19 protein-coding genes are annotated in these 23,073 nt (G+C 44.6%); 4 read left to right on the top strand and 15 right to left on the bottom strand.

Features of this window, described 5'->3' with window-relative positions:
- Positions 1-205: 205 nt before the first annotated feature.
- From ACH59B_RS04830 to cysK, 8 genes are all read right to left on the bottom strand, one after another.
- Positions 206-802: an accessory gene regulator AgrB gene (locus tag ACH59B_RS04830; RefSeq protein ID WP_231124952.1), complete on the bottom strand. Its 597-nt coding sequence runs from the start codon at positions 800-802 to the stop codon at positions 206-208.
- A gap of 9 nt (positions 803-811) precedes the next feature.
- Positions 812-2,605, bottom strand: coding sequence for an ABC transporter ATP-binding protein (locus ACH59B_RS04825; protein ID WP_017426264.1), 1,794 nt, complete (start codon positions 2,603-2,605; stop codon positions 812-814).
- A 14-nt stretch (positions 2,606-2,619) separates the two neighbouring features.
- Positions 2,620-3,177: a DUF5823 family protein gene (locus ACH59B_RS04820; protein WP_017426263.1), complete on the bottom strand. Its 558-nt coding sequence runs from the start codon at positions 3,175-3,177 to the stop codon at positions 2,620-2,622.
- A 15-nt stretch (positions 3,178-3,192) separates the two neighbouring features.
- Complete coding sequence (locus ACH59B_RS04815) at positions 3,193-4,464, bottom strand: lanthionine synthetase C family protein (RefSeq protein WP_017426262.1); 1,272 nt, start codon at positions 4,462-4,464, stop codon at positions 3,193-3,195.
- A gap of 10 nt (positions 4,465-4,474) precedes the next feature.
- Positions 4,475-7,558: a lantibiotic dehydratase gene (locus ACH59B_RS04810; RefSeq protein WP_019686237.1), complete on the bottom strand. Its 3,084-nt coding sequence runs from the start codon at positions 7,556-7,558 to the stop codon at positions 4,475-4,477.
- Positions 7,559-7,562: 4 nt separating this feature from the next.
- A complete protein-coding gene (locus tag ACH59B_RS04805; RefSeq protein ID WP_228552540.1) occupies positions 7,563-8,504 on the bottom strand; it encodes a S8 family serine peptidase in 942 nt (313 codons plus the stop codon).
- 66 nt (positions 8,505-8,570) lie between these two features.
- The gene (locus tag ACH59B_RS04800; RefSeq protein WP_226888859.1) at positions 8,571-8,717 is read right to left on the bottom strand and encodes an FDLD family class I lanthipeptide; all 147 of its coding nucleotides are present in this window, start codon (positions 8,715-8,717) and stop codon (positions 8,571-8,573) included.
- An 820-nt stretch (positions 8,718-9,537) separates the two neighbouring features.
- Complete coding sequence (gene cysK / locus ACH59B_RS04795) at positions 9,538-10,461, bottom strand: cysteine synthase A (protein WP_031462943.1); 924 nt, start codon at positions 10,459-10,461, stop codon at positions 9,538-9,540.
- A gap of 216 nt (positions 10,462-10,677) precedes the next feature.
- Here cysK and ACH59B_RS04790 point away from each other — a divergent pair, with 216 nt between their 5' ends.
- Positions 10,678-11,886, top strand: coding sequence for an MFS transporter (locus ACH59B_RS04790; RefSeq protein WP_404303418.1), 1,209 nt, complete (start codon positions 10,678-10,680; stop codon positions 11,884-11,886).
- A gap of 73 nt (positions 11,887-11,959) precedes the next feature.
- Here ACH59B_RS04790 and ACH59B_RS04785 read toward each other — a convergent pair whose 3' ends face one another.
- The 3 genes from ACH59B_RS04785 to ACH59B_RS04775 all read right to left on the bottom strand — a co-directional run bounded on the left by ACH59B_RS04785 (position 11,960) and on the right by ACH59B_RS04775 (position 14,882).
- The gene (locus ACH59B_RS04785; RefSeq protein WP_107734989.1) at positions 11,960-12,958 is read right to left on the bottom strand and encodes a glycosyltransferase; all 999 of its coding nucleotides are present in this window, start codon (positions 12,956-12,958) and stop codon (positions 11,960-11,962) included.
- A gap of 55 nt (positions 12,959-13,013) precedes the next feature.
- Entirely contained in the window at positions 13,014-14,051 is a 1,038-nt protein-coding gene (locus ACH59B_RS04780; RefSeq protein WP_029514341.1) for a phosphotransferase family protein, read from the bottom strand.
- A gap of 138 nt (positions 14,052-14,189) precedes the next feature.
- Positions 14,190-14,882, bottom strand: a complete 693-nt coding sequence (locus ACH59B_RS04775) for a pectate lyase (RefSeq protein WP_016819868.1) — start codon at positions 14,880-14,882, stop codon at positions 14,190-14,192.
- 565 nt (positions 14,883-15,447) lie between these two features.
- Here ACH59B_RS04775 and ACH59B_RS04770 point away from each other — a divergent pair.
- Positions 15,448-16,020 (top strand): shikimate kinase, encoded by a 573-nt coding sequence (locus tag ACH59B_RS04770; RefSeq protein ID WP_016819867.1) that lies wholly within the window; start codon positions 15,448-15,450, stop codon positions 16,018-16,020.
- A 100-nt stretch (positions 16,021-16,120) separates the two neighbouring features.
- On the opposite strand, the gene aroD is transcribed toward ACH59B_RS04770, so the two are convergent.
- From aroD to ACH59B_RS04755, 3 genes are all read right to left on the bottom strand, one after another.
- On the bottom strand, positions 16,121-16,885 hold the full coding sequence (gene aroD / locus ACH59B_RS04765; protein ID WP_404303415.1) for a type I 3-dehydroquinate dehydratase: 765 nt from the start codon (positions 16,883-16,885) through the stop codon (positions 16,121-16,123).
- Positions 16,886-16,988: 103 nt separating this feature from the next.
- Positions 16,989-18,251, bottom strand: a complete 1,263-nt coding sequence (locus ACH59B_RS04760; RefSeq protein ID WP_153794510.1) for an MFS transporter — start codon at positions 18,249-18,251, stop codon at positions 16,989-16,991.
- A gap of 129 nt (positions 18,252-18,380) precedes the next feature.
- On the bottom strand, positions 18,381-19,292 hold the full coding sequence (locus ACH59B_RS04755; protein WP_153794509.1) for a LysR family transcriptional regulator: 912 nt from the start codon (positions 19,290-19,292) through the stop codon (positions 18,381-18,383).
- 216 nt (positions 19,293-19,508) lie between these two features.
- Here ACH59B_RS04755 and ACH59B_RS04750 point away from each other — a divergent pair, with 216 nt between their 5' ends.
- Positions 19,509-20,699, top strand: a complete 1,191-nt coding sequence (locus ACH59B_RS04750; protein WP_153794508.1) for an MFS transporter — start codon at positions 19,509-19,511, stop codon at positions 20,697-20,699.
- A 27-nt stretch (positions 20,700-20,726) separates the two neighbouring features.
- The gene (locus tag ACH59B_RS04745) at positions 20,727-21,617 is read left to right on the top strand and encodes a shikimate dehydrogenase (RefSeq protein WP_117288398.1); all 891 of its coding nucleotides are present in this window, start codon (positions 20,727-20,729) and stop codon (positions 21,615-21,617) included.
- Between the two features lie 92 nt (positions 21,618-21,709).
- On the opposite strand, the gene ACH59B_RS04740 is transcribed toward ACH59B_RS04745, so the two are convergent.
- Positions 21,710-22,936: an RtcB family protein gene (locus tag ACH59B_RS04740; protein ID WP_117288396.1), complete on the bottom strand. Its 1,227-nt coding sequence runs from the start codon at positions 22,934-22,936 to the stop codon at positions 21,710-21,712.
- Positions 22,937-23,073 lie beyond the last annotated feature (137 nt).

The raw sequence follows: 23,073 nt of genomic DNA, 5'->3' as shown, positions 1-23,073 counted from the left end.
CGCTGACCATATGATATATTACAAGATAGCTGGTGTATTGCAAAAAATAAATGCCGGATGTAATCATTTTTTGTTCAATTTCCAAACTTTTGGGTTGACTGGTTCATAGAACAACCCGAAACAAATCCCTCCTCCTTCACCTCTTTTACTCATATGCTCCAGTAGCTTAGCCTTGAGTCTCTGAGTATGGTTATTTCTGTATTCTTTAATATTCTTGATATTGTTCATAATTGGCATAACTCCTTCTCATTATGGAATAGAATACTGGTGTGATGACAACTGCTTCAAGAAACAGCCCAAATATTAACCAAGGATAAAAATCTAGTGCGATGGCCATGAAAACAAACACTATACTTAAAAAGATAGCTTGTAATCTGCATGCTCTTCTGAACTTCGGATCTACCAATGGATTGCACTCCGTATCGGCCGGAGCGTATCTGACAATCAGAATGATAGAAAGCAGACAGAGCGTCGCCAAAAAAAAGCGGTTCCATTCTACTTCCTTTAAGAGCCAGGGAACAAACACAAAGGTCAGTAGACTGACCCAGGTGCAATGATGCGACTTGCGAGCATGCCAGCCAAAGGACTTTCGCCGGACCACTGTATAGGAAAGCAGCATCGCAGCCGTTTCGGCTAATACACCGAGCAAACAGGCACTGATCAATACAAGAAGTATTTTTTCTGTGCCAGCCAGTATGTTCTCCAGATAATAAAGCACATAAGCACGCTTCTCCGCTTCCAATTCTTCGTCTTGAAAGTATTTATCAACGATCCACGTTGACAATTGATGATACAACGCCACCGCCCCTCCCTAACTTAATTGTGCGGGAAGCTGGAATTGAACATAATCACGATATTTATCATGCCAACTCATTAATTCGTGATGCGTGCCTACCCCCGTTACTTCTCCTTTATCCAAAAAGATTATCTGGTCCGCTTTGTAGATGGTTGACAAACGATGAGCGATAACAATGGTCATTTTATTCTTGGAGAGAAGCTTGATTACATCATGGACGAGCTGCTCTGACTCGCTATCCAGGTTGGCGGTAGCTTCATCAAACAGCAGAATCTCATGGTCTGAAAGCAAGCATCTGGCAATCTGGATTCGCTGCTTCTGTCCCCCCGATAATTTGACTCCCCTTTCTCCAACAAAGGTATCCAAACCATCCGGTAATTGATAAATTACCTCCTTCAAGCCTACTGTATCAAGAGCCGCATAAATCTCATGGTCATCCGCGTCTCTGTTTAGGCCATATACCAGATTGTCTCTCACTGATCCTACCAGTAAGTCACTATCCTGCATAACATAGGATATTTTGCGACGCCATTCTTCTGTCCTAATCTTATCCAAATATACATTATTGTAATAGATTTCTCCATTATATTCTGAGTAAAATTTCTCTATTAAAGAAAATATTGTTGTTTTTCCCGAGCCGGAAGGCCCTACGATCGCTGTAGTGGTACAGCCTCTGAAGGTTAACTCCACGTTGGATAATACCGGTTGGCCCTGGTTGTACGAGAAAGAAACATTGGCAAAATGCAGGATATCCGAATTCTGATCATGACTTTTCATGTCCGGCACACTGCCTAACTTTTCTTGCTTCTCATCTCGCTGGTTATATATGGTATAAATTTCCTTACTTGCTCCCTTGGCCTTTTGATACTGCGAGAAAAAACTGCTGAGCTGGGTCAGAGGCGAAACCATTGTAAACAAATAAAAGATCATGGATACCAGAGTACCTGTAGTGATATGTCCAGCGGCAATGCCGGCGCTTCCATACCAAAACATTCCTACCAAAGCTAGCATGATGATAATTGTGACAATCGGCTCAATGACAGCTGACAATATTCCCTCTTTGATGTTCAAGCGAAAGATACGTCCAAGTATCTCCCGAGTATATTTCATTTCAAGCTTTTCCGACGTCGTCGCTTTAATGAATCTGATGTTATAGAGAATTTTGGATAACTCACCGGAAAAGTCTGCGGCTGCATCCTGTGCCTCAACCGCTACCCTATTCATCCTTCTTCCAATGGGATAGATTAGTAGCGCCGTTATAGGAATCAGAGCAACGAGTACACTCATTAATCTCCAATCCAACACAAATAACATGATGATGCAACCAGTGACCATCAGGACATCAGCCAGAATAGAAGGCAGAGTGATAGCTAGAAAATTACTTACAATAGCAAGGTCGTTCGTCATTCTGCTGATGATTTTGCCGTTCTCGTTGTTATCAAAATAATTAACCGGCAAATGGATAATTTTTTCCCAAATTTTCAGTCGCAGTTCCTGAAAAAACTTGCTCCCCACATATCTGAGGAGCAGAGAAGACACGGCGTTTAAAATCCCTCCGGCCAGAAACAGCGAAATAAGCACAGCTGCGGTCTGGATCGTCAGCTCCATAGCTGAGATCTTATCGACAAGCTTGCCTGTCATGATCGGCAATACTAATGAAAAAGCGGCGGAAATCAGTGTAAATACGATGCTCCAAGCAAGCGCAAGCTTGGGCCATCTCGCAATTTTGATTAACTTCAGCAAGGAATGGGCCGTTTGTTTTTCTTCACCGATCTTTTTATATGCCGTGCTCTCCATATTCAATTCCATTATGGCTTAATCACCTATTTCTCTTTGTGATTTTCGTATTCTAGCAAAAACTTCATTGCCATTGTATAGACACCTGCGGCTATCGCTACCATGACAATATAGGAGAGCGACAGCTTGGTTCCTATCCAGTCCGTTTGGTTGCTTAACTGGAACAGTAAGAAGCACACGGCGCTTCCGGCAAGAAACTCCAAAGAGTAGGAGAATTTCCGCCCTCTCTTCAACCTATCTAGTATAATATCCACTATAATTACAGCGGATGTAAGCATAAAAGAAATTTTATACAGCATAATCTTATCTTCAGCAACAATCTGCTGATCCTCAAAACTTGCAAAGTATCTGGCCAAAATTGTACCGATTACTAGGTATAATACGACAACTAGCACATTTATTCCGACACATTCGGCTGTGCTGTAGGTAATAGTCCCTTCGCTTCGTTGAACCAGGGTCGCTGCCAAGCTTGAAATAAACAGGACCAGAAACCAAATATAAAAATATGCATCCAGTTGAAAAGAGAGAAAATCGGTAATCAGTCCCACCATGACTGTAATAATTTCTTTTAATAAAATGAACATTACCGTCTCCTCCTGTTAGCTAAATACCAGCATCTGCTTCCATGTACTCAAGTTCTCATTATCACAGGTCAGCAGTGTCAGCAATACACCTGCACATCCATCGAGCAGCCCAACTTTATCGAGAGATAACGGATCATCGACGCTTCCCTCAAGGTCTATAAAAGGTACTCCCTCACCAGTATTTCGATATGATAACAAACGATGCAAAAATTCATCCTTAAACGGCATGGCTGCCGCACGGCTGAAATGGTGCTGAATCAGGACCAAGCCTGCATAGCCGTGACAGATCGTCGGTGAAATTACCTTTCTTAGCGAATCTGGTCTGGAGTAGACGGTATTGAACAATTGCAGAGCCTGCTGCTGCAGTGCTTTGTCCTCCAGGGCCAATCCCAGCCGGAACATAGCCACAGAAGCTCCCGGTGTGCCGTAACACCATGCATCTCTGTGATAACCTGGATTCCGACTAGTCTCTGCGGATTCATCCGGTGTGAACATATTAGGTATGACAAGGGTGCCGTTCCACTCCCTGATACTTCCGTGTAGAAAAGTCTTGGCAACTTCCAGTACTTCTCTCAATCCAGTTAACGGGTAGCGGCGGAGATGTGCAACGGCCAGCAGATTAATGGCTCCTGTAATTCCGTGCGCCATGCCAAGATTATAATAAATGGTCTGTTCGGGAAGTTCCTCGAAATGTCTCAGCTTGCCTACAGCATCCGTAATCAGTTGAAGTATCTTAAGGAGCACTGCATCCAGCTTCCCAACGTATCTGTCCTGGCGTTCCTTAACCTCCATTAATGTAGCTGCAATCCCCGTCCAGCCTGAAATCAAATCCAAGTCGCTATCCTCAATCAAAGAGTCTTCCAATTTCCCTCTTGTCTCCTCATAGAACTCCCCGTAGCTGCTAAGAAACATATCCAGCGTCTGCGAGAGCACATTTGTATATCTTGTTGAACCTCTTGAACACTCGTTGAACAGATAAATAACGCCTGCTAATCCGGTATACAGTGACAATGAATGGAACGGTATATTACCGATTAAACGCACAATCTCCTGATTGTACTTGAAAGCAAGCGCAGCCCACCCTTCCCCCGGGTAAACTTCATCTAGCTTATCCAGAAGAAGGCTGATCCCGGGGTATCCTGAAGCCAGCGATATCAGCTCCATTTCAGGGTAATCATGCATGGCGTGCTTCTTGATTAGCAGGGTTACAGTATCTATATCTTTGTAAATTTCTGCGCTTTGCCTGACTATTTCAGATAAATTTCCCGGGACTTGTTTGACCGCCATAAGCTCCTCCTCAATAGGCAACATGATATTTGCTTACCTGTAAATAATCTTCCAAACTGAAGTAGCATAGGTGTAGGGCAAGCTCTTCTTTTTCCCGGTCCAGGCCGAACACTCTGTTGCAGAACATGTGCATGATGCTGAACATAATATCATCGTAGTAATTGGTTCTGTCGTCAGCTTCCCGGATAGCCGTGAAATATGCAGCGTATTGCCGCAACCTGTCGTCTTTATCGCTTGCTGGCATGGATATGGAACGGGTCTGTTGAATCCTTTGGAATAGCGCTTCTTTGTGTTCCCGGTACTCCTGTCTGAATTTCTTTGGATCAATAATCGCAGCCATAGCCTTCAATTGATCTTCTACCAGCGGATACGCGCAGTTCACAACCTCAAAAAGTCCGGTGCAGCAAAATAACATCTGATCGGTTGCATTAATTGACCTCTTCCCTGCATAATAGCCTGAAACTAGATAAGAATCGATAGCAAATAACCTCTCCGCTTGTTCAATGAAGGCTGTGCCGCCATACCGCAAAATTTCAGGCCGGTAAGGAACAACCGAATAGGAACTAACCAATCCGGACGAGGTTACAGTATTCAGGAAATCAAAAACATAGTTCAAGGCCGTGAAACGCTGATGCTCTACGCTTCCCGACATTTTGCACCTTAGCCTGATATGCGGCTCCTTATCTGCATACTGGACAAAAAAAACCTGGTCAATGAAGTACTCGGCGCTATTGTCCATGAATGTCTTAAATGCACTGCCCAGCAAATCGGTTAGCAGTTCCTGATTGTAATATACCTGCAGGGATATCCAATCCGAACCTGGATAATAAACAGCATTCACCGAAGAACTCAGCACTTTATTTAAGCTTTTATCGGTAGCCTGTGCAGACAATCTGTCTATCGGCAAGTACTGAAACATCGGGCTTTTGCAAAAAAATACGCACTCCTCCATATACCGGTTAACGGAAGCGAACAATTCTTTCTCCGTCTCCATAATAACAGCCGCCTTGCCTTCCGGATTCCGCGTATATTCTTTGTGCAAAAGCTTTCGATGATGATGGCGATCCAAATCCAGCAATAGCTTATTGTCCAGCTCCACCAAATATACATATCGCGGAATGTTATACTTTATGATCCAATCCTCCAAAAAGGCCAAAAACTGTTCTTCGCTCTGGAGCCGTTTATCCGCATATAATGTCCATTTTTTAGGGCAGATGATGATATTTTTATAGGTTACTCTCGGTGTAAAAGAAGAATCATAGAGATACTCCTCCAGATGGGACCATCCGGTCTGATACTGCAGATTAATATCATTCAGAAACCGGATCAGATAAGGAGCCAGCTCTGTATTGTACATGCTACTGAGTTTTGGAAATACCAGTTCGCCTGTTTCCCTGTGCTTTAGATAAAAGTATCCCGAATCCTCCACACCTACCAATAATTGGGAAATATCCAAATTCCGATTCTCGGGGAACGTGGCCATATCCATGGATTGATCCGGTGTTGGGCCTGCCGTCATAATATTAGTTATTTTGGGGCTGAATGGGTAAAATGAGATTTCAGCGGCGCTCTCCCCTGCTTTCTGATCCTTCGGGTTCCTGACAAAACGGAAGATTTCATCACGGCTATCTTTGTCAAACATGTAGGCAAATCTTCCGAAGCTCTGACACGCTTCCAATGATCCGGCTCTGTTGTTTAAATAAAACGTAACTTCACCTTGTTCATTCTCCATGCACGAATAATACAAATCGAACGAGACATGGACATTCTCCAGACTCAATTCAGACAGCTGTTGGATTTTGGCCTCGTCAAGCACGATATCCGAATGATTGGCAAGCGCTTCAGTCTGCCACTCAGCAATTAGCGCCTTGAGCTGTCGGAACCTGCCTTCATCCTTATGCCTGTGCTTATCTCCATTCTGGTAGTGGCTCTTGTACTCTTCAGGTTTGCCGAGCCCCAACGTCTTACTGAACAACTGCAATAAAGGCACTTCTTCATATACTCCGTACTTCTCAGTAAATTGCTGACGATAGTCGGAAAGTGTATCCTCTTTCCTGTACGTAGAAAGCATGCTCAATATTGAAGCTACTTGGGCCAACGCTTGCCTATCGCTGTCCGATAAGTGAATTTCATTTGCTTGATTCAGCCTTACGTCTATTTTGACCAAGTCGCCCTGATACTCGGGAAGGATAAGCTGGACTAGTTTTCGGACAGCCTCAATGCCTTCGCGTTTGACCGCAGCAACTGTGATGTCCTGAATGGCATGTCCAACTCTCTCCAAAATATCTGCGTAATATGCTGCCTTGGGAGCAGCGAGCATCTTTAGTGTACGGATCAGATGCTCCAAAGGAGCGCTATCCCGAGGATTGGGAATCATCTCACTTACCAAAAAGCCTTGTTCTATCAATTGCTGCAAAAAATCTGTGCTGATCGTGTCATCCACGCCGAAGGCATCTTTTATAGCTTGCATAAGCTGCAGAAAAGTCTGCTGCTCTTTATCAAGGATCTTCATGATGAAATCTATGACCGGGGTTTTGAGAATAGATATATTTTCAGTGCTTCGTTCCTCCTGATCTGCTGCAAACAGAGTCTGATAAGAGATGACGAGCCTGTGATGGTCAATGTAAGAGGTGTTATTTACACTCAGTCTCAATTCATTGCGGACATCCGCATCCCCATGGAAAAGCCCTATTAAGCGGTAAATTAGGCTATAATCCGGAGTTGCCCAGACGACATGTTCTCCGGCGCCTCCCGTGTTTCCAAACCGGGAAATGCCTACTCCCGCGAACAGTCCAAACGGTGTTGGTCTACAAATTGCCCGCGAAATGAACTTGCTTAGACTAAGGATAAGATTCCGCTTTTTTTTGGACTTCAATGTTCTGCCTTGTTCCAGGCTTTGCAGTGCAGCGTAGGTCGAGGGGCTGGAGACATAAATGGAATCCATCAACCCCTGCTTCTGAACGAACCGTACAAGTCTTTCAAGATATTCATCATCGTCTAGTTGTTCATGATCAAATATCCGCGTATAATACTCCATGCCAAGCAACGTCTTCCGGTACATGTAATTTTCCGAGATTTCAAAGTTTTCCAACATGCAATCAACCTCTCATCTGTCTTAAAGCACGAATTGAACCGGCAAGGCTTACTTCATAATAATTCCGCTGAACATCAATCGGTCTCGCGCCTTGACGGAGCAGACACTCCATTTCTCTGCGCCCGGCATTCATCCCCTGCGCGATAAGCTCTCCGCTAAGAGAGGCAACAACTCCGCTGAATAAGGCGCTGGCAATACTCGTACCGATACCTACTGTGTATGCTTTGTCAAATCCCAGCACTTCGTATAAATAATCCTCTGTGTCGAAGCTTGATTTGGCAACCATTACCCAATCATTGTTGTAATTGATTTCATACTCATCACCACTAGGCGCAAAAAATTGGCCGCTGAGCGTATTACTGAACCCGGAGATATCCCCGTTCTTATTAGTTGATCCAATTGGGTATACTCCCTTTAAATTCGCAGGCACTCTGTACTCCTGCGTAATATCGCGTCCATCGTTTCCTGCGGAACAGACTACCCAGATGCCTTGCGCATTAGCGCAGTCAACCAAAGCCTGAAACCGATTGAACTCGAATAAGTCGACCTCATATTCTGTACGATAGCTGATGTTGATAATTGGATATCCTTTAGCAATACCCTCTTCCAGCGCTCTATACAACCATTCAAGCTTGCTTATTCCTTTTTTGTCCGTAATTTTGTAGACAACAACCCGAGCGAAAGGGCATATCCCCTTCAATATATATTTGCCGGTAACAGAGCTAACCATTTTTGTACCATGCCCGACGTAATCGCTTAGACAAGGCTCATAAGGTACAAATGACTTGCATTCTGCCTCAACTAGATTACCTTGGATCTCTGAGTGGGATTTATCGACGCCTGTATCAATAAACAGGATAGTAAGCGGCTGACCAACAGTTGCACCACAACTAAAATGATCGGTCAGCCGGGCTACATGCCAATTATATATATTAGGTTTTATCATGCAATCTCCATAATGTAAGTAGGGGTAGCCCATTTCACTACCCCTGACTTACGAATCGCTTATGAATTATTTACAATTGGAACAAGAACCGGTACAGATACAGGTAAGAGTTTTACATACTGCTTTGGATACCTTAATGGTTGTCTTGATGATTGAAGCTTGTGGGCTAAGCTCACTGGCCTCATAGCTCTTTCTTAAATCAAGGTCAAACATTTGATCTACTTTCATTTTCCTCTTCCTCTCTAAATTAAATTCTAATAAACATGATTTCAGTGGTACCCCTTAATCATGTTTATTGTGAGTGACTGTATGTCATATCTTGCTGTCGATGAATAAAGAATATATCTAATTCTCCCGTTTTTTAAACTTTATTCCTAAAAGGTATTCCAAACCTCCTAAATTGCAGTCATTTTGCTTCCCATGCGGCATGACAAAAAAAATACCGACACAGAGCGGAACGATTGACGCTTAGAGCATGACGGATGCTTGCAAGAATCCGGTATGTTCCTATACAGGTGTCTCGTATAAGTCGGCTGAAGAAGAGATGCTTAGCAAAAAGCGCTCGCCCTATGTTTACGATACGCTGGATCTTGTGGACGAACTGCGATTTTTTTCAAACAGGACATGACTGTAAAGGAATTGACCGACGCACTACGTGTACACGGCATCTCATAAGTTGACCCGTTTGAGGCAGCTCTTGCTGAAATGGAGAATAGGCTTGGTGTTTCCTTCTCTGATTACTTGGTTTTTTCAAGAGGATCCTGAAGAAACAAATAAGGTCGAAGAACGGAACATGAACCGTGAGACTTTTAAAATTCTCACGAATATAAGCTATAATCGACAATTAATTAGCCATAACCTTATGAATTGTGGCTTATTGATTTGTCAGGAGTGAAATTAACCTATGAATATGGCAAAGATGTATTCAATGTTTATGTCTACCATATCGCCAATTCACTTCTGTAACTTCGATTAATGAGGCTGGATCTTACATATAAATGAGTCGAATCTCTTTGACCCGATCCCCATCTTTTTATCCGAATATCCCCATGCTCAGATAACGCTCTCCGGTATCCGGGGCAATACAGAGTACCCGTTTGCCTGCTCCCAAACGCCGAGCTTCCTGAATGGCCGTCCATATTGTAGCTCCGCTGGAGGGCCCGACGAGAATCCCTTCCTGAGCAGCAATTGCTCGTGTCACAGCAATCGCATCCTCATCGGAAACCTGGATGATTTCGTCATACACCTCCGTATTCAGCACGGTAGGAACAAAGCCCGGACTCGTTCCCACCAGCTTATGTGGACCGGGCTTTCCCCCGGACAGTACGGGCGAACCCTTAGGCTCGACCACAACAATCCGCAGATCCGGCAAATGCTGGCGCAGCACTTCACCTGTTCCCGTAATGGTCCCACCCGTTCCCGAAGAAGCGACGAACACATCCAACTTTCCTTCCGTCTGCTCTAAAATTTCAAGTGCTGTGGTTGTACGGTGGATATCGGGGTTGGCCTCATTTTCAAACTGATGTGGGATAAAACTCCCTTCAATTTCTGTCCCCAGTTCAAGAGCTTTGCGAATCGCTCCTGGCATCCGTTCTTCCGCTGGTGTCAGTACGACCTCAGCCCCGTAGGCTTTTAAAATATTGATCCGTTCCTTCGTCATATTCGAAGGCATCACCAAAATTGCGCGGTAACCTCGGGCTGCCGCATTCATCGCAAGACCAATTCCCGTGTTGCCACTGGTCGGTTCAATAATGGTGCCTCCGGGCTTTAGATGCCCCGCCTTTTCCGCCTCGGCAATTAGATTGCCCGCAGCCCGATCTTTAACACTACCGCTTGGATTAAAATACTCCAGCTTCACATATACTTCCGCATCCTGCGGTCCTGTAAGCCGTTGCAGCCGCACACAAGGCGTATCCCCGATTAAGTCCGTAATCCTATGTACCACTTTAAGTGTCATCGTTATATCCTCCCCGGATTATTCCTTACAACGTCATTCCCTATCTTCATATCATACTACCAAAATAACATAATTGGCTCCTTCCAACCTGTCGCTTTTGTAAATTACACAAACCTTATCAACTTAGTATGTAAAATTCTTGCAAAATGGGTCGCCAGATGTCGGCTGGAATGATATACTCGCATTACTATTTTTTCAGGAGGATACAAGAAGCTTATGAGTACTCAAGAAAATATGACAGCTAATCGCTTTCCCCCCTCCTTGCTATGGTTAACCCTTGGTGCCTTCGCCATCGGCATGACCGAATTCGTCATTATGGGACTTCTGCCCAATGTAGCCCATGATCTTCATGTTACGATTCCGCAAGCCGGGCAATTAATCACCAGTTACGCGCTTGGTGTAGCCATTGGCGCACCTGTGCTTACTGTATTAACCCATAAGGTTCCACAAAAGAAGCTACTGTGTCTGCTGATGTCCATATTCATTCTAGGGAATCTTTTTTCCGTCATTGCTCCTAACTACGAGCTTCTGATTGCGGCCCGTATGGCTACTGCGTTATCGCACGGAACCTTCCTGGGTGCCGGTTCCCTGATCGCTGCCCGGCTGGTCCGTCCTGATAAGCGGGCAGGGGCCATCTCTATGGTGCTAACCGGATTGACGGTAGCGAACATTATTGGCGTGCCCTTCGGCACCTTTATCGGACAGCAGCTCGGCTGGCGCGCTTCCTTTGGAGCCATTGTTGTGATCGGCTTGATTTCTCTCTTCGGTATTATTCGTTACATTCCGGTGATTCAGCAGGACAAGCCTTCCAGTCTCAAACAAGAAGTCAAAAGCTTATTTAATCCAAAAGTGCTGCTGATGCTGCTGACAGGTGCAGTTGGCTGTGGTAGCTTGTTCACTGTCTTTACGTACATTACGCCCATGCTTACGGATATTAGTGGCTTTGCCGAACACAGCATTACCTGGATTCTCGTCCTGTTCGGCCTAGGCGTCACGATTGGCAACATTGTTGGCGGCAAGCTCGCAGATTGGAAGCTGCTTCCGTCCTTGGTTGCAAACTATGCTGTACTGGCCATTATTCTGGCCATTCTGACGTTTACGCTTCAAAACAAGGTACTGGCCGTGATCACTGTCTTTATCTGGGGGATTGCCGCATTCGGCATCATGCCGGGGATTCAGGTTCGTATCATGAATCTGGCCTATGAGGCTCCTTTGCTAGCCTCTACCTCCAGCCATTCCGCATTGAATCTAGGCAACGCAGGCGGTGCTTTTATCGGAGGAGTCGTGATTAACCAAATGGGGCTACCCGCCATTCCATGGGTTGCATCACTCATTACTGCCGGCGGTCTGCTACTGATGCTGGTCAGCTACATGATGGATCGCAAGACCGCTCATACTGAAGCGATAGCAGAGATACAGTCATAAGAAAAAGGACTTTCGTTCATTAGAGCGAAAGTCCCTTTTTTATGGTCTACATCCACGCATCCTGCCTCGTCGTTCAGCTTAACCAATCATCAAAAAAGTCTCGGTATCCCTGCTTCATCACCTGACTCGAAAACTGTTCCATGGCGTATGCCTGATTCTCCGCAGAAACCCGGCGAGGTGAAGCCGCAGCCATATTGACCAGCTCGAACCAGTTTTTCTCATTTCCTGAAAAAGAATGCGTAGAGCTGATGTGCCCATAGCAAGGGTGCTCGGGTTTCACCACGATCTTCCCCATCGCGAGCGCTTCGGTCAGCGGCATTGCGAACGTATCGAATTTGGAGCAGCTCCAATACACCTTCGCCGTGTTCATCAGTGCAAACACCTCGTCTTGCGTCAATGCAAATTGAAGTTTTACATTGTCCGGGATGTCGTACTTCTTCATGCTCTCCTTGTAGCGTTCACCACCAAACACCATATAGACATCCTTGTCAGGATTATGCCGCGCATACTCCAGCACCAGATCTGGACGCCGATTTTCTTCATCTCTACCAATCCACATCACCCGGTTCTCCACCACTTGTGAGGGATCAAAATGCTTTTCCACCAGCCGCTCATTAAATCCGATCGGGATGACTGTCACATCGGTTACGCCAAACTTCGAGGCCATCTCCTGCTTGAGAAAGGCAGTCTGTACGATAGCCTTGTCCACAATCTGATAAAAAGGCTTCATCATCTCATAGCCTGTCAGTGCCGGATCTGGAAAACTATGTGGAAAGAGTACGCTGTTTTTAAAAAACATGTTCAAATAAGTAAAGCCAGATACCGTATAAATAACGTGCTCAATCTGCTGCTCATGCAGTTGATCCAGTACGATGTCATAATTGACCAGGTCACTCTTTTCATGCTCATAGCCTGGAAGCCAGTCATGGCTACTTACGTGGCGCTCCGGCGATACAAATACGATATCTACCCCCAGTTCCAATCCGATCTGCTTCAGACGTTCTGCAAAAATACGAGGCCCTTGCGCTTCAGCAAATTGTATTTTTCTCATGACCAAACCGACTTTTTTCATGGATTTATTTCCCTACCTTCTTTGGCTGACTATATAGAATCTGTGCCTTAAGCCACTACTTGCATGGTTGGACTTGTACCCAATCCATCATCGCTGTACATTGGTTTAAACAAGCTAACGTTGCATCCAATTGGGACTCTAATTGCTCTTTTGACCATTTGCCGCTATTTCTATGCAGTTCCGTTCCAATCCTTTGCAAATCATTTGTGATTAATAATAGCATCCAGAGCGAAAATACCACAGCAAACATACCATACTCCTGTATAAATGCCGTTCGATCACCCTTTATCCCCAACAGCTCCAGCTGTTCCAGATAGGTGTCCAGCATACGAATACGCAATTCAGACGTCATACGTCGAGGGAACAACGGATGCGACATGTCGATTAGGTGATATACATCCCACAGCGGTGTGTTTAGATGAGCATGCTCCCAATCCAGCACCCTTAGCCTCTCCCCACTCAACGCATAGTTACCCGGATGAAGATCACCATGAGACAGTACAAGCTGGTGTGAAAAAGATAGATGCTCCAGCTGTGCATAAATACGCTGCATCTGCTGCTTCGAAAAACCGAGTGAGCTGCAAAGCTCTAACATATCTGGCTTGCGTGTGTGCAGCTCGGAAACCATCTCCTGGATGAGCGGCTTCGGTCCACGCAATGGCATCCCGGCAAAACGACCCGGCGGCAAAGCATGCCACCTTGCGACAAGTCCAACAGCTTGCAATAGGGTTTCATCTGCATGTAGATGATGTAACGGACCAAGATCCTCAAACACCATCCATTCTCCTCCGCCATCTGCGTCTGTATCGGAACAAGCTAGCAATTGGGGATAGATGGGTGATAATGCTGGAAGCACATGCTCATACACCCATCTCTCCCGTCCCTTCTGATCATCATTGGTCAGGGGTTTAAATATATAACTTTCAGAGGAGGACACGTAAAAACGTTCCACATGTCGGCCATTCGTACCTGTATATAAAATTTCACGACTGTGCACCAGCGTATCATTTAAAGTACCGTCATGATTCACATATTGATGAAATAGATTCATAGCCACCCAACTTTTTTGTATAAAATGTAATAGCACGATCATAACATAGTCCTCGTTCTGAACGAAGCCCAGATCATCTTAGGGTTAACTTAACATACCAAAAAAGGGGCATGTCCTATCAGATCATACGACCTGTTGGACAGCCCCTTTCCTATCCGTACTCCTATCCTACGCTAACGATTAGTATTTAGTATTGCCGGACTCGCTCGTATTGCCAGATTTAAAACCTTTGAACAATTGTTTTACATTATGATAACGAGTATTCGTAATTTTAGCTTTGCTGTTAGGACCGTCCGATCTCAGGATCGAATCCTTGACGTTGGAAATATCCGAGTTATCCAAAGTCATATTCACTCTAAACGTAGAGCCCCCAAGTTGGCGAACCAGCTTACCGATATCATCGGCTCTAAAGTTTTTAATGTTAATCGTGCCTTCGGCATTGATTTGGAATACTTTATCATATGCATGGAACGCTCCACCACCTGTAATGTTCACCGTGCCTGGTTCTTTAAGCGTCAATGCATCTTCACCGACATCCTCCCACGTTACGTTGGAAATGGTGCCATTGCCATATACATGCACACCATCCGCAGCAGGCGCAGCGATGATCACATTTTTCAGCGTTGCATTATTTTCTAGCTTAAAGATAGGCTTTTGAGCCTCTTTCTGGCTTCCATCTCCCAAGGTATCGGGGTCAGCCACTACGGTCTTGCCTTTACCATCGTATACTTCTCCAGCTTTAACAAGTATGGTCTTGTGAACGACCTCTGGAGCTGCATGGGCAGAGTAATTGCCGACAAATAACGCGATTAACATACCGGATAAAGCGATACTCATGCCCTTTTTCAATACTTTAGCTGTGTTTGTTTTCATTTCAATTCATCCCTCTCCTAGATCGTTTTTTATTCTTATCTCCAATTCTTCGTTGACTAGAGCGCAAGCGCGTAGACCGTATCACCACCTTCGTACAATGAACCCATTGACCGATACATGTCCGTAAAGTGATATTTAACTATTTGCATATGTATACTTGGTTTTTGGTTCAAAGTAGCTTCATTTTTATAAATTAAATCAATCACAAATTGTAAATAGAGCGATTACATTTACAATTTGCATAACTCTATTATATTCCTACTTCCAATAATTTCAATACGTTTTTCGGCAAAATATGTCCTTTTTTTCAATTAAGTACACAATATTGCCTCTTTTATACTTGTACAAGTTTGTTTTTCTTCCATTTACGCATTAAATAACACTTGAATACCTCATCTCGTTTACATGCTGTTTATCACTCCATTGGTAATCAGAGTCTCTTTTATCGTATACCTCATTGCTGATGTGCTCTATACTATTGAATGACACGGTTGATGAACGTATAATGTATTTAGTGCTTTGAAGCGTTACATCTCAACATTACTGGTGAGAAAAGAGTGGTTATGTGCAAAACAATAGTGAGATTCCATTAAAAGAACAAAATATTGTGCTCATCGGCTTTATGGGCGTGGGCAAAACAACGATCGGTTCCCATCTAGCGCGCAAGCTGTATCGCGATTTCGTGGATATTGATCAGGAGATTGAACAAGAGTACAACATGCCTACAACAGAAATTTTCAAAACTTACGGAGAGAAGCGTTTCCGTGAGATTGAAAAAGAGCATATTTTGAAGTTGTGCAGCAATACGCGTCTTAAAATCATTTCTGTTGGCGGTGGCGCGTTTCTACAGGAAGAGGTGAAGCAGGCTTGTTTGGCTTCCTCCATTGTGTTCTTCTTGGATTTAAATTGGGATTCCTGGAAAGATCGGCTCAAGATGCTGATTGACACCCGCCCTAATCTGCAAAACAAGACGTTAGAGGAAATTGAAGATCTTTTCCGTTCCAGACAGGACATTTACGCGGTGAATCACTCCAAGATCGATACCGATCAGTTGGATGCGGAAGAAGTCGCAGACTATATTATTCAAACACTGAATCTGGGTTGGGAATTGTATGAACCTACTCGGGGATTGAATTAAGCATTACAAAAAGGAGGACCCCAGCATGCTTATCGCATGGGGTCCTCCTTTTGTGTTCACTATGAATTCCTTGCTCGCTAGTGGGTAGTAATTGCATCTTTTAAGAGTGGCTATGCAGCACCTGCAATATTTCTCTCAGTTCAGTGACAGGAATCTGTCCCGGTGCAGAAGCCTTCTTGGCAGCACCAAAAGTCAACGCTGAACCAAATAGCTCTCCGGTCAGACGGCTCACGACACCTTTTCCCGCCATCGACATCGTGATAATCGGCCGATCCGCATACTCTTCTGCCATGGTGCGTGTGGCGTCCAACAAGGTTAGGACATCGGCCGTATTGGTTGGCATCACCGCTATTTTAGGCAGATCGCCGCCCAATTCCTGTGCCTTACGCAACCGGGACACAATTTCCTCCTTCGGCGGTGTCTTTTGAAAATCATGGTTAGAAATAATCACATACACGTTATGCTTATGTGCCGCTTCTATCAGCATCTTCACATCAGCTTCCTCATTAAAAAGCTCTACATCAATCATATCTACTTGTCCCGTTTCGGCTATTGTACGATTCAATTCTACATAGCTTGCCGCACTGATTTCCTTTTCTCCACCTTCTCGGGCGCTACGGAACGTAAATACGAGTGGAATATTGGCTAAAATAGACCGAATCTCATGTAAGGCAGCCTTTACCTTTTCCAGCTCCTCCACATGCTCGAAAAAATCGACTCTCCACTCTACGATATCCAGGTCGAGTGTTCGTAAATGGGCAGCCTCTTCCTTCAACTGCTCCAACGTTTCTCCCACCATGGGAACACATATTTTAGGCGCTCCTTCACCGATCCGTACATCATTTATCTTTACGATTTTTCCCATATCTATCTCACTCCCCAATTACAGTTTCAAGTCGAACATTCACAATAATTCATAGTATAACGCATTCTGAATAAGCATGCAGATGATTAGGTTCAGTCGCTAGTTATTTCGTATCCAGTACAATTTGAGGAGACAATTCTCGTTTTGCAGGAAAAACGGCACTGTAACGAAAGTTAACAAATACCGCCAGTGCGATTCCAAGTACATTCACGATAATAGCCAGCATAAACACACTGGAAATCTGAGAATGCTTCAAAAGAAAGCCTGTAAACACGGGAATGAGCGTATAGGACAGCGAAGTTGCGGTATAAATAAACCCGGTAATCTGTCCTTTTCGTTGACTAAAAAATTCACTCATTACGGTTAACGTCAGCTGAAGTACACCCGATATGGAAAACCCGATGACACTCGCACAGATAATGGCGGCAGCCCCAGATTTGAAAAGAAGAAGCGCTCCAAAAGCCAACAAGGAAATGCAAGGATAAATAAGGATGATATGAACAGGTTTAACCCATTTTCTCAATACAATGACCAATACAAACACGGAAACCAGCGAACCCATATTGTAATAAACTAATAGCCTCAGAGACTCTGATTCCGTCATGCCGATAAACTGTTGCCCAAAAGTAGGCAGCCATAACTGCACAATATACAGCAAGGTAGGTCCTGTAAATCCAAGCAAGATAAGACACACACCTTCCTGCCAAAACCGCGGTTTACTCGGATCATTTGCCTTTAAATTCCCCGTCTGCTTGGCGCTAGATACAGAAGTACCGCCACTTTGCCCCTTGGCGGGCTGTACGCGCATGTCTGGAAACTTCATTCTGAACAAGTAGATCGCATTCAATGCAAATATCAGTGCTGGTATAAAGAAAGAGAACCCGTAAAAAATATCGTGATTCATAAAAAAGATAATCATTAGCGGTAAAAATGCCGCCCCAATGGATATAAAACCTCTCACCAACACTGTAGCCGAACCAGAGGATTGGGGAAAAGCCTCGATCAGAGCTGGATAAGTACCTGAATCAAGAAAAGAATTCGCTACACCTGCCAGCACAGCCAGTACCATCGCCATCTCAAAGGTGGGACTCAGCGGTATACCGACCAAGAATACGGTCATCAGCAGCCCTGCGGCCACAATAAACGGTTTGCGACCATAGCGGTCGGAGAGCACTCCGGATATATACAGCGTAAACATTCTGCCAAACCCCATCGCGGAAACCAAGAGACTGATGCCTGCCTGATCTGTATGCAAATGCTCTGTTAAAAAGGACATGTGTGACGCCAGCATAATATTAAACATGCCGAACAAAAGATAGTTCACATAAAGACCTGTCGCCACTGGAATAGAAGAACGTTTCATCATGAATTCACCTGCTTTTGTAAGTAAGTCTTGTAGTATCAAAACGTGAATCATTTCACATTGCTTGTGTCGATGATGAAGTATAGAACACAATTTAAAATTTATCAAGTTTAAAAATTGCGAGACTCCGGCTTAGACACGCTGATGCGTTTTCAGATAAAACTCCTTGCCATAACTTAGGGCAAAGTTCCGAAACTCTACTACTGCCGGGGATAAGTATCTATTTTTAATGCTGGCTAGGTAGATAAAACGCTCGTATTCTGGATTTACAATAGGCAATGTTTTGACGTTAAAATAATCTAACGATGAAATGCGGGGCATAACTCCGATCCCGTAATTGATAGACACCAGTCCTGCCATTGCCGTATCTTCTTCAATCTCGCAAATAATCTGTGGCGTAACGCCTGCCTTGGCGAACAAATTTTCAATAATGGGCCGAACCCCACTCTTTTTGTTGAAGAAGATCACCGGGTAATCCGCTGTATCCTTAAGATCAATTTGATCCAGAGAAGCCAGCGGATGATCAGGGGAAACAATGACCACCAGTTCCTGCTGAGCCAGCGGAATAAACTCCACTTCTGGTTCATTTTCCATGTGAGAGCAGAACGCCACGTCATAGTGTTCCTGCTTCAGACCTTGAATAATATCGTTCGTATTCCCTTGGTGAAACGAAAAGGAAATGTCTTTATGGGCATCTTGAGCTGAAAAAGCTTGGATTATCGCTGGAATGAAGTGTGAACCTAACGTGTAAATGAACGCCAAATCTATATTCCCATGGCTTGGACTCACTAATTCCCGTAAGTTATGCTCCCCCTTTTCCAATTCATCCATCGCGTGCTCCACATATTTCAGAAAAAATCGCCCGTATTTGTTTAGTCGAATATTTCTCCCCTGCTTTTCAAACAGATGAACACCCAAATCCTTTTCTAATTCTGAAATCGCATGACTTAAACTGGGTTGAGTGATACATAGCCGCGCAGCTGCCTGGGTAAAATGCTCCATCTCTGCAAGTACACGAAAATATTGTAAGTGCTTCAGATTCATAAGAATGTACGCTCCCTCTTTAATTCATATTTTAAATTATAGATTCAAACTATGAAAAACGATAAAAATATGCATTGGATTTATAATAACACCCCTTATATAATTAAAACATAGACATTATGTGAATATTTTCACTTGTTTGTGGGCGTACTTTAATAGACCTGGACGATGCCTATCTAGGCCATTGATCTAAAATTTAAGTTGGGAGTTACACTTATGAAAAATCCTTATATCAGAATGGCAACAGGGCTTTATATCAACTATTTTCTTCTGGGTATGATTAATGTTATTCTCTCGTCGAATATGAGCTTTCTGACCGTGCAATTGAACACGGATAAAGCAGCCATCGGCTATCTGGTGTCAGCGATTGGAATCGGTAAACTGCTCGCTCTCGGAGTAGCCGGAAAAATGTCAGATAAATACGGAAGGAAACCACTCATTGTTATTGCATCATTTGCTTATTTAATCTTCCTAATCGGTATTCCGCTTGCACCTAACTACACGTTGGCATTCGTGTTTGCCATTATCGCAGGGCTCTGCAACTCTATGATGGATGCGGGGACTTATCCCGCACTCATTGAAGGGTTCGGAAAAAAAGCCGGGTCTGCAACCGTCCTGGTCAAAGCATCCATCTCGATCGGTGCCATTGTTATTCCGTTCATGATTGCATTTTTTATTAACCACGATATGTTCTATGGATATTCCTTCTTTATTCCTGCGGGAATTTATCTGCTGAACGGGATCTTCTTGTCGATGACCGGTTTCCCCAACCACAAAGCAGAGGAACAAAAGGCTCTAACCGAGACTGGTCAATCAACGGATTCGTTCCACAGCGAGCCCAAGTTTTGGCAAGAAGGTTTGTCTCTGATTATTATCGGTTTTACTTCCACTGTATTGTTCATGATCGTGCAGCTATGGCTTCCTACCTTTGGACAAGAGGCTCTGGGCATGGACAAAGCCAGCGCCATTAAGCTGCTTAGCTACTACAGTATAGGTTCACTAGTTTCCGTTATTTTGTTGGCTGTGGTACTTGGTAGATTCATTAAGCCCATTACCGTCATGATTGTGTACCCGCTTATTGCCCTGCTTTCTTTGCTGGCTTTAATTGTATGGCACAATCCTGTCGCTACTTTGATCAGTTCATTCTTAATCGGCTTGTCCACCGCAGGCATATTCCAAATTGCCCTCACGATTATGACGGAATTTTTCCGCAAGAACAAAGGAACTACGACTTCTCTCGTGAACATAGCAGCCAGCCTATCGTTCATCCTGATGCCTTTGGCTACCGGGAGCATGTCCAAAAGTCTGGGAATTACCTCGGTATTCATTCTGGATATTGCGATTGCCGTAGTCAGCATTTTGCTGGCCGTGTTTGTTGCTTATCGATATAAAAAAGTGTTTCATTAAACTACACAGATCACTTGGAGGCTTATTATGAAAAATGCTGGACGTATTGACGGAAGAACACAATTAATCGGACTGCTTGCTACACCGATCGGACATTCTTTGTCCCCGGCTATGCATAATCTTGCGTTTGAAAAACTGGGGCTGAACAACGCATATATGGCCTTTGAAGTAGGCAATGAACAACTCGAAGAAGTAGTACGGGGAATGCGCGCTCTAAACATACGCGGCTACAACGTGTCCATGCCTAACAAAACAGCGATCTTACAGTACCTTGACGAGCTGGACGACAGCGCTAAATTTACAGGTGCTGTCAATACCGTCGTGAATACGGATGGTAAGCTGAAGGGCTACAGTACAGATGGATCTGGTTATGTTCGTAACTTGCAGGAGCACGGCATTGATCTGAAAGGTAAGAAAATGACACTCGTCGGCTCAGGCGGTGCTGCAACGCCAATTGCTATTGAAGCCGCTCGAGCTGGTCTTGCTGAAATTTCGATTTTTGCTCGTAATGACCAATTCTTTGCCCGGGCGGAAGAGAATGTTCGTATTATTAATGAAGAGATGAAACATGCCCAGGTCAAGGCGAATATCTATGCATTAGAGAATCAAGAGAAGCTGCGTGAAGAGATTCTTACAAGTCATATTTTCGCTAACGGAACAGGTGTGGGTATGAAACCGCTGGAAGGTAAAAGTGTCATTGAAGATGTGTCCATGCTTCGTTCCGATCTGATCGTGACCGATGTAGTATACAGCCCAGCCAAATCCAAGCTGATGGAACAAGCTGAGTCTGTAGGTGCAACCGCCATTAACGGTCTGGGCATGATGCTGTGGCAGGGCGCACTTGCCTTCGAATTATGGACAGGACAAGATATGCCTGTCGCTTATATTAAAGAACAGCTTTTTGCTGATCAACTGTAAGATTGAGAGGCACCACATAACTCAGAAGGACTACGCCCGACGAATGATCATTCCTGTCGGGTATAGTCCCTTTTTATTGTTAAATCATTTCATTAATCCTTATAAGGGTCAACCTCATTGGCCCCAGCCATGCATACCCCGATCGGCTTCAGCACATGCATAACTTCCACGGTCTCGGAATGAGCGTCCAGCACCTCACGCAGTTTACGGTAGACGAACGGGCTTTCATCAGTACCTGCTCCGCGCAGCTCGACACCGTAGTTTCGAACGGCCTCCTTCATCTGTAGGTCCGTAATCTGCCCACCGCTACGCGTACGGGTTTTCCAATTCATTTTACCAGCTGCCTGGGTACGACTCATAATACGCCCTGCGCCATGAACTGTACTATAGTAGGAATCCCGATTTTCTATCGAATCTTTTCCACGTACAATCACCGAGATATCGCCCATGCTTCCTCCAATGAAGCCCATTTGACCAGGGGCCGAGGGGGTTGCACCTTTGCGGACCACAATGGTGTCGCGTCCATCATGCTGTTCTTTCCACGCGTAATTATGGTGGTTATGCACCGTAAAGTCCGCTTCAGTCCCCATAATACCAAGCACTTGTTCTATCACATAGTCACGTCCGGCATACGCATAACGTCCGGCAAGGCGCATCGCACGGTAGTACATGTCCCCCAGCTCACTGTTCATATCCAGCAGCACAGGCGGCTGATCCATATGTTCTCCTGGCGCCTTTCCGAGGAACTCCCGTCCTGCGGCCAAATTTAGAAACCCGCTTGCTGTTTTGTGTCCAAAGCCACGGCTACCGAAATGATTGGCAACCCAGACCTGTCCTGTCGCTTCCTCCACAAATACATCAACAAAATGATTACCACTTCCTACTGTACCCAGTTGTTCTCTCGCCAAGGTCTTCAGTTTATTATGCTCTTGTTTTCCAATCGCTGCATATACCGCCCAATCCGGGTCATCGAACAGCTCATGGTCTACCTGAACCTCATTCACACGACCTACGCCAAACGAAATCTGATGTGCAATCTCATTCATCACGGTTGAAATACGCGGCATAATATCTGCTGCAGACAGCTTGGTTCTTACCGCCTTATTTCCACAGCCGATATCATACCCCACACCTGAAGGTGAAATTTGTCCGTCATATACCACCACACCACCAATCGGCTGACTGTAGCCTTTATGATGATCTGCCATCAGCAGCGCCTGAATCACATTGCCATTTTCGGCACATGTGCGGGCTTGAGATAGTGCCCCCGGATCAGGTGCTCCCCATACGCGTACTCCATTCATTTCTTGATAAGCCATCGTTGTATCCTCCCTTATTTTGCAAAAAAATTATCTATGTAAAATTGAATACTCTACTTTTAAACTTTGGATCTGTTAATAGCATTATGTACGATGTACCCGCTTCCGAACAGGGCGTAAGTATTACAAGCACCACT

The organism is Paenibacillus sp. DP01, assembly GCF_044784315.1.
Classification (GTDB): Bacteria; Bacillota; Bacilli; order Paenibacillales; family Paenibacillaceae; genus Paenibacillus; species Paenibacillus polymyxa.
This window is presented reverse-complemented; position numbering and strand designations above follow the sequence as displayed.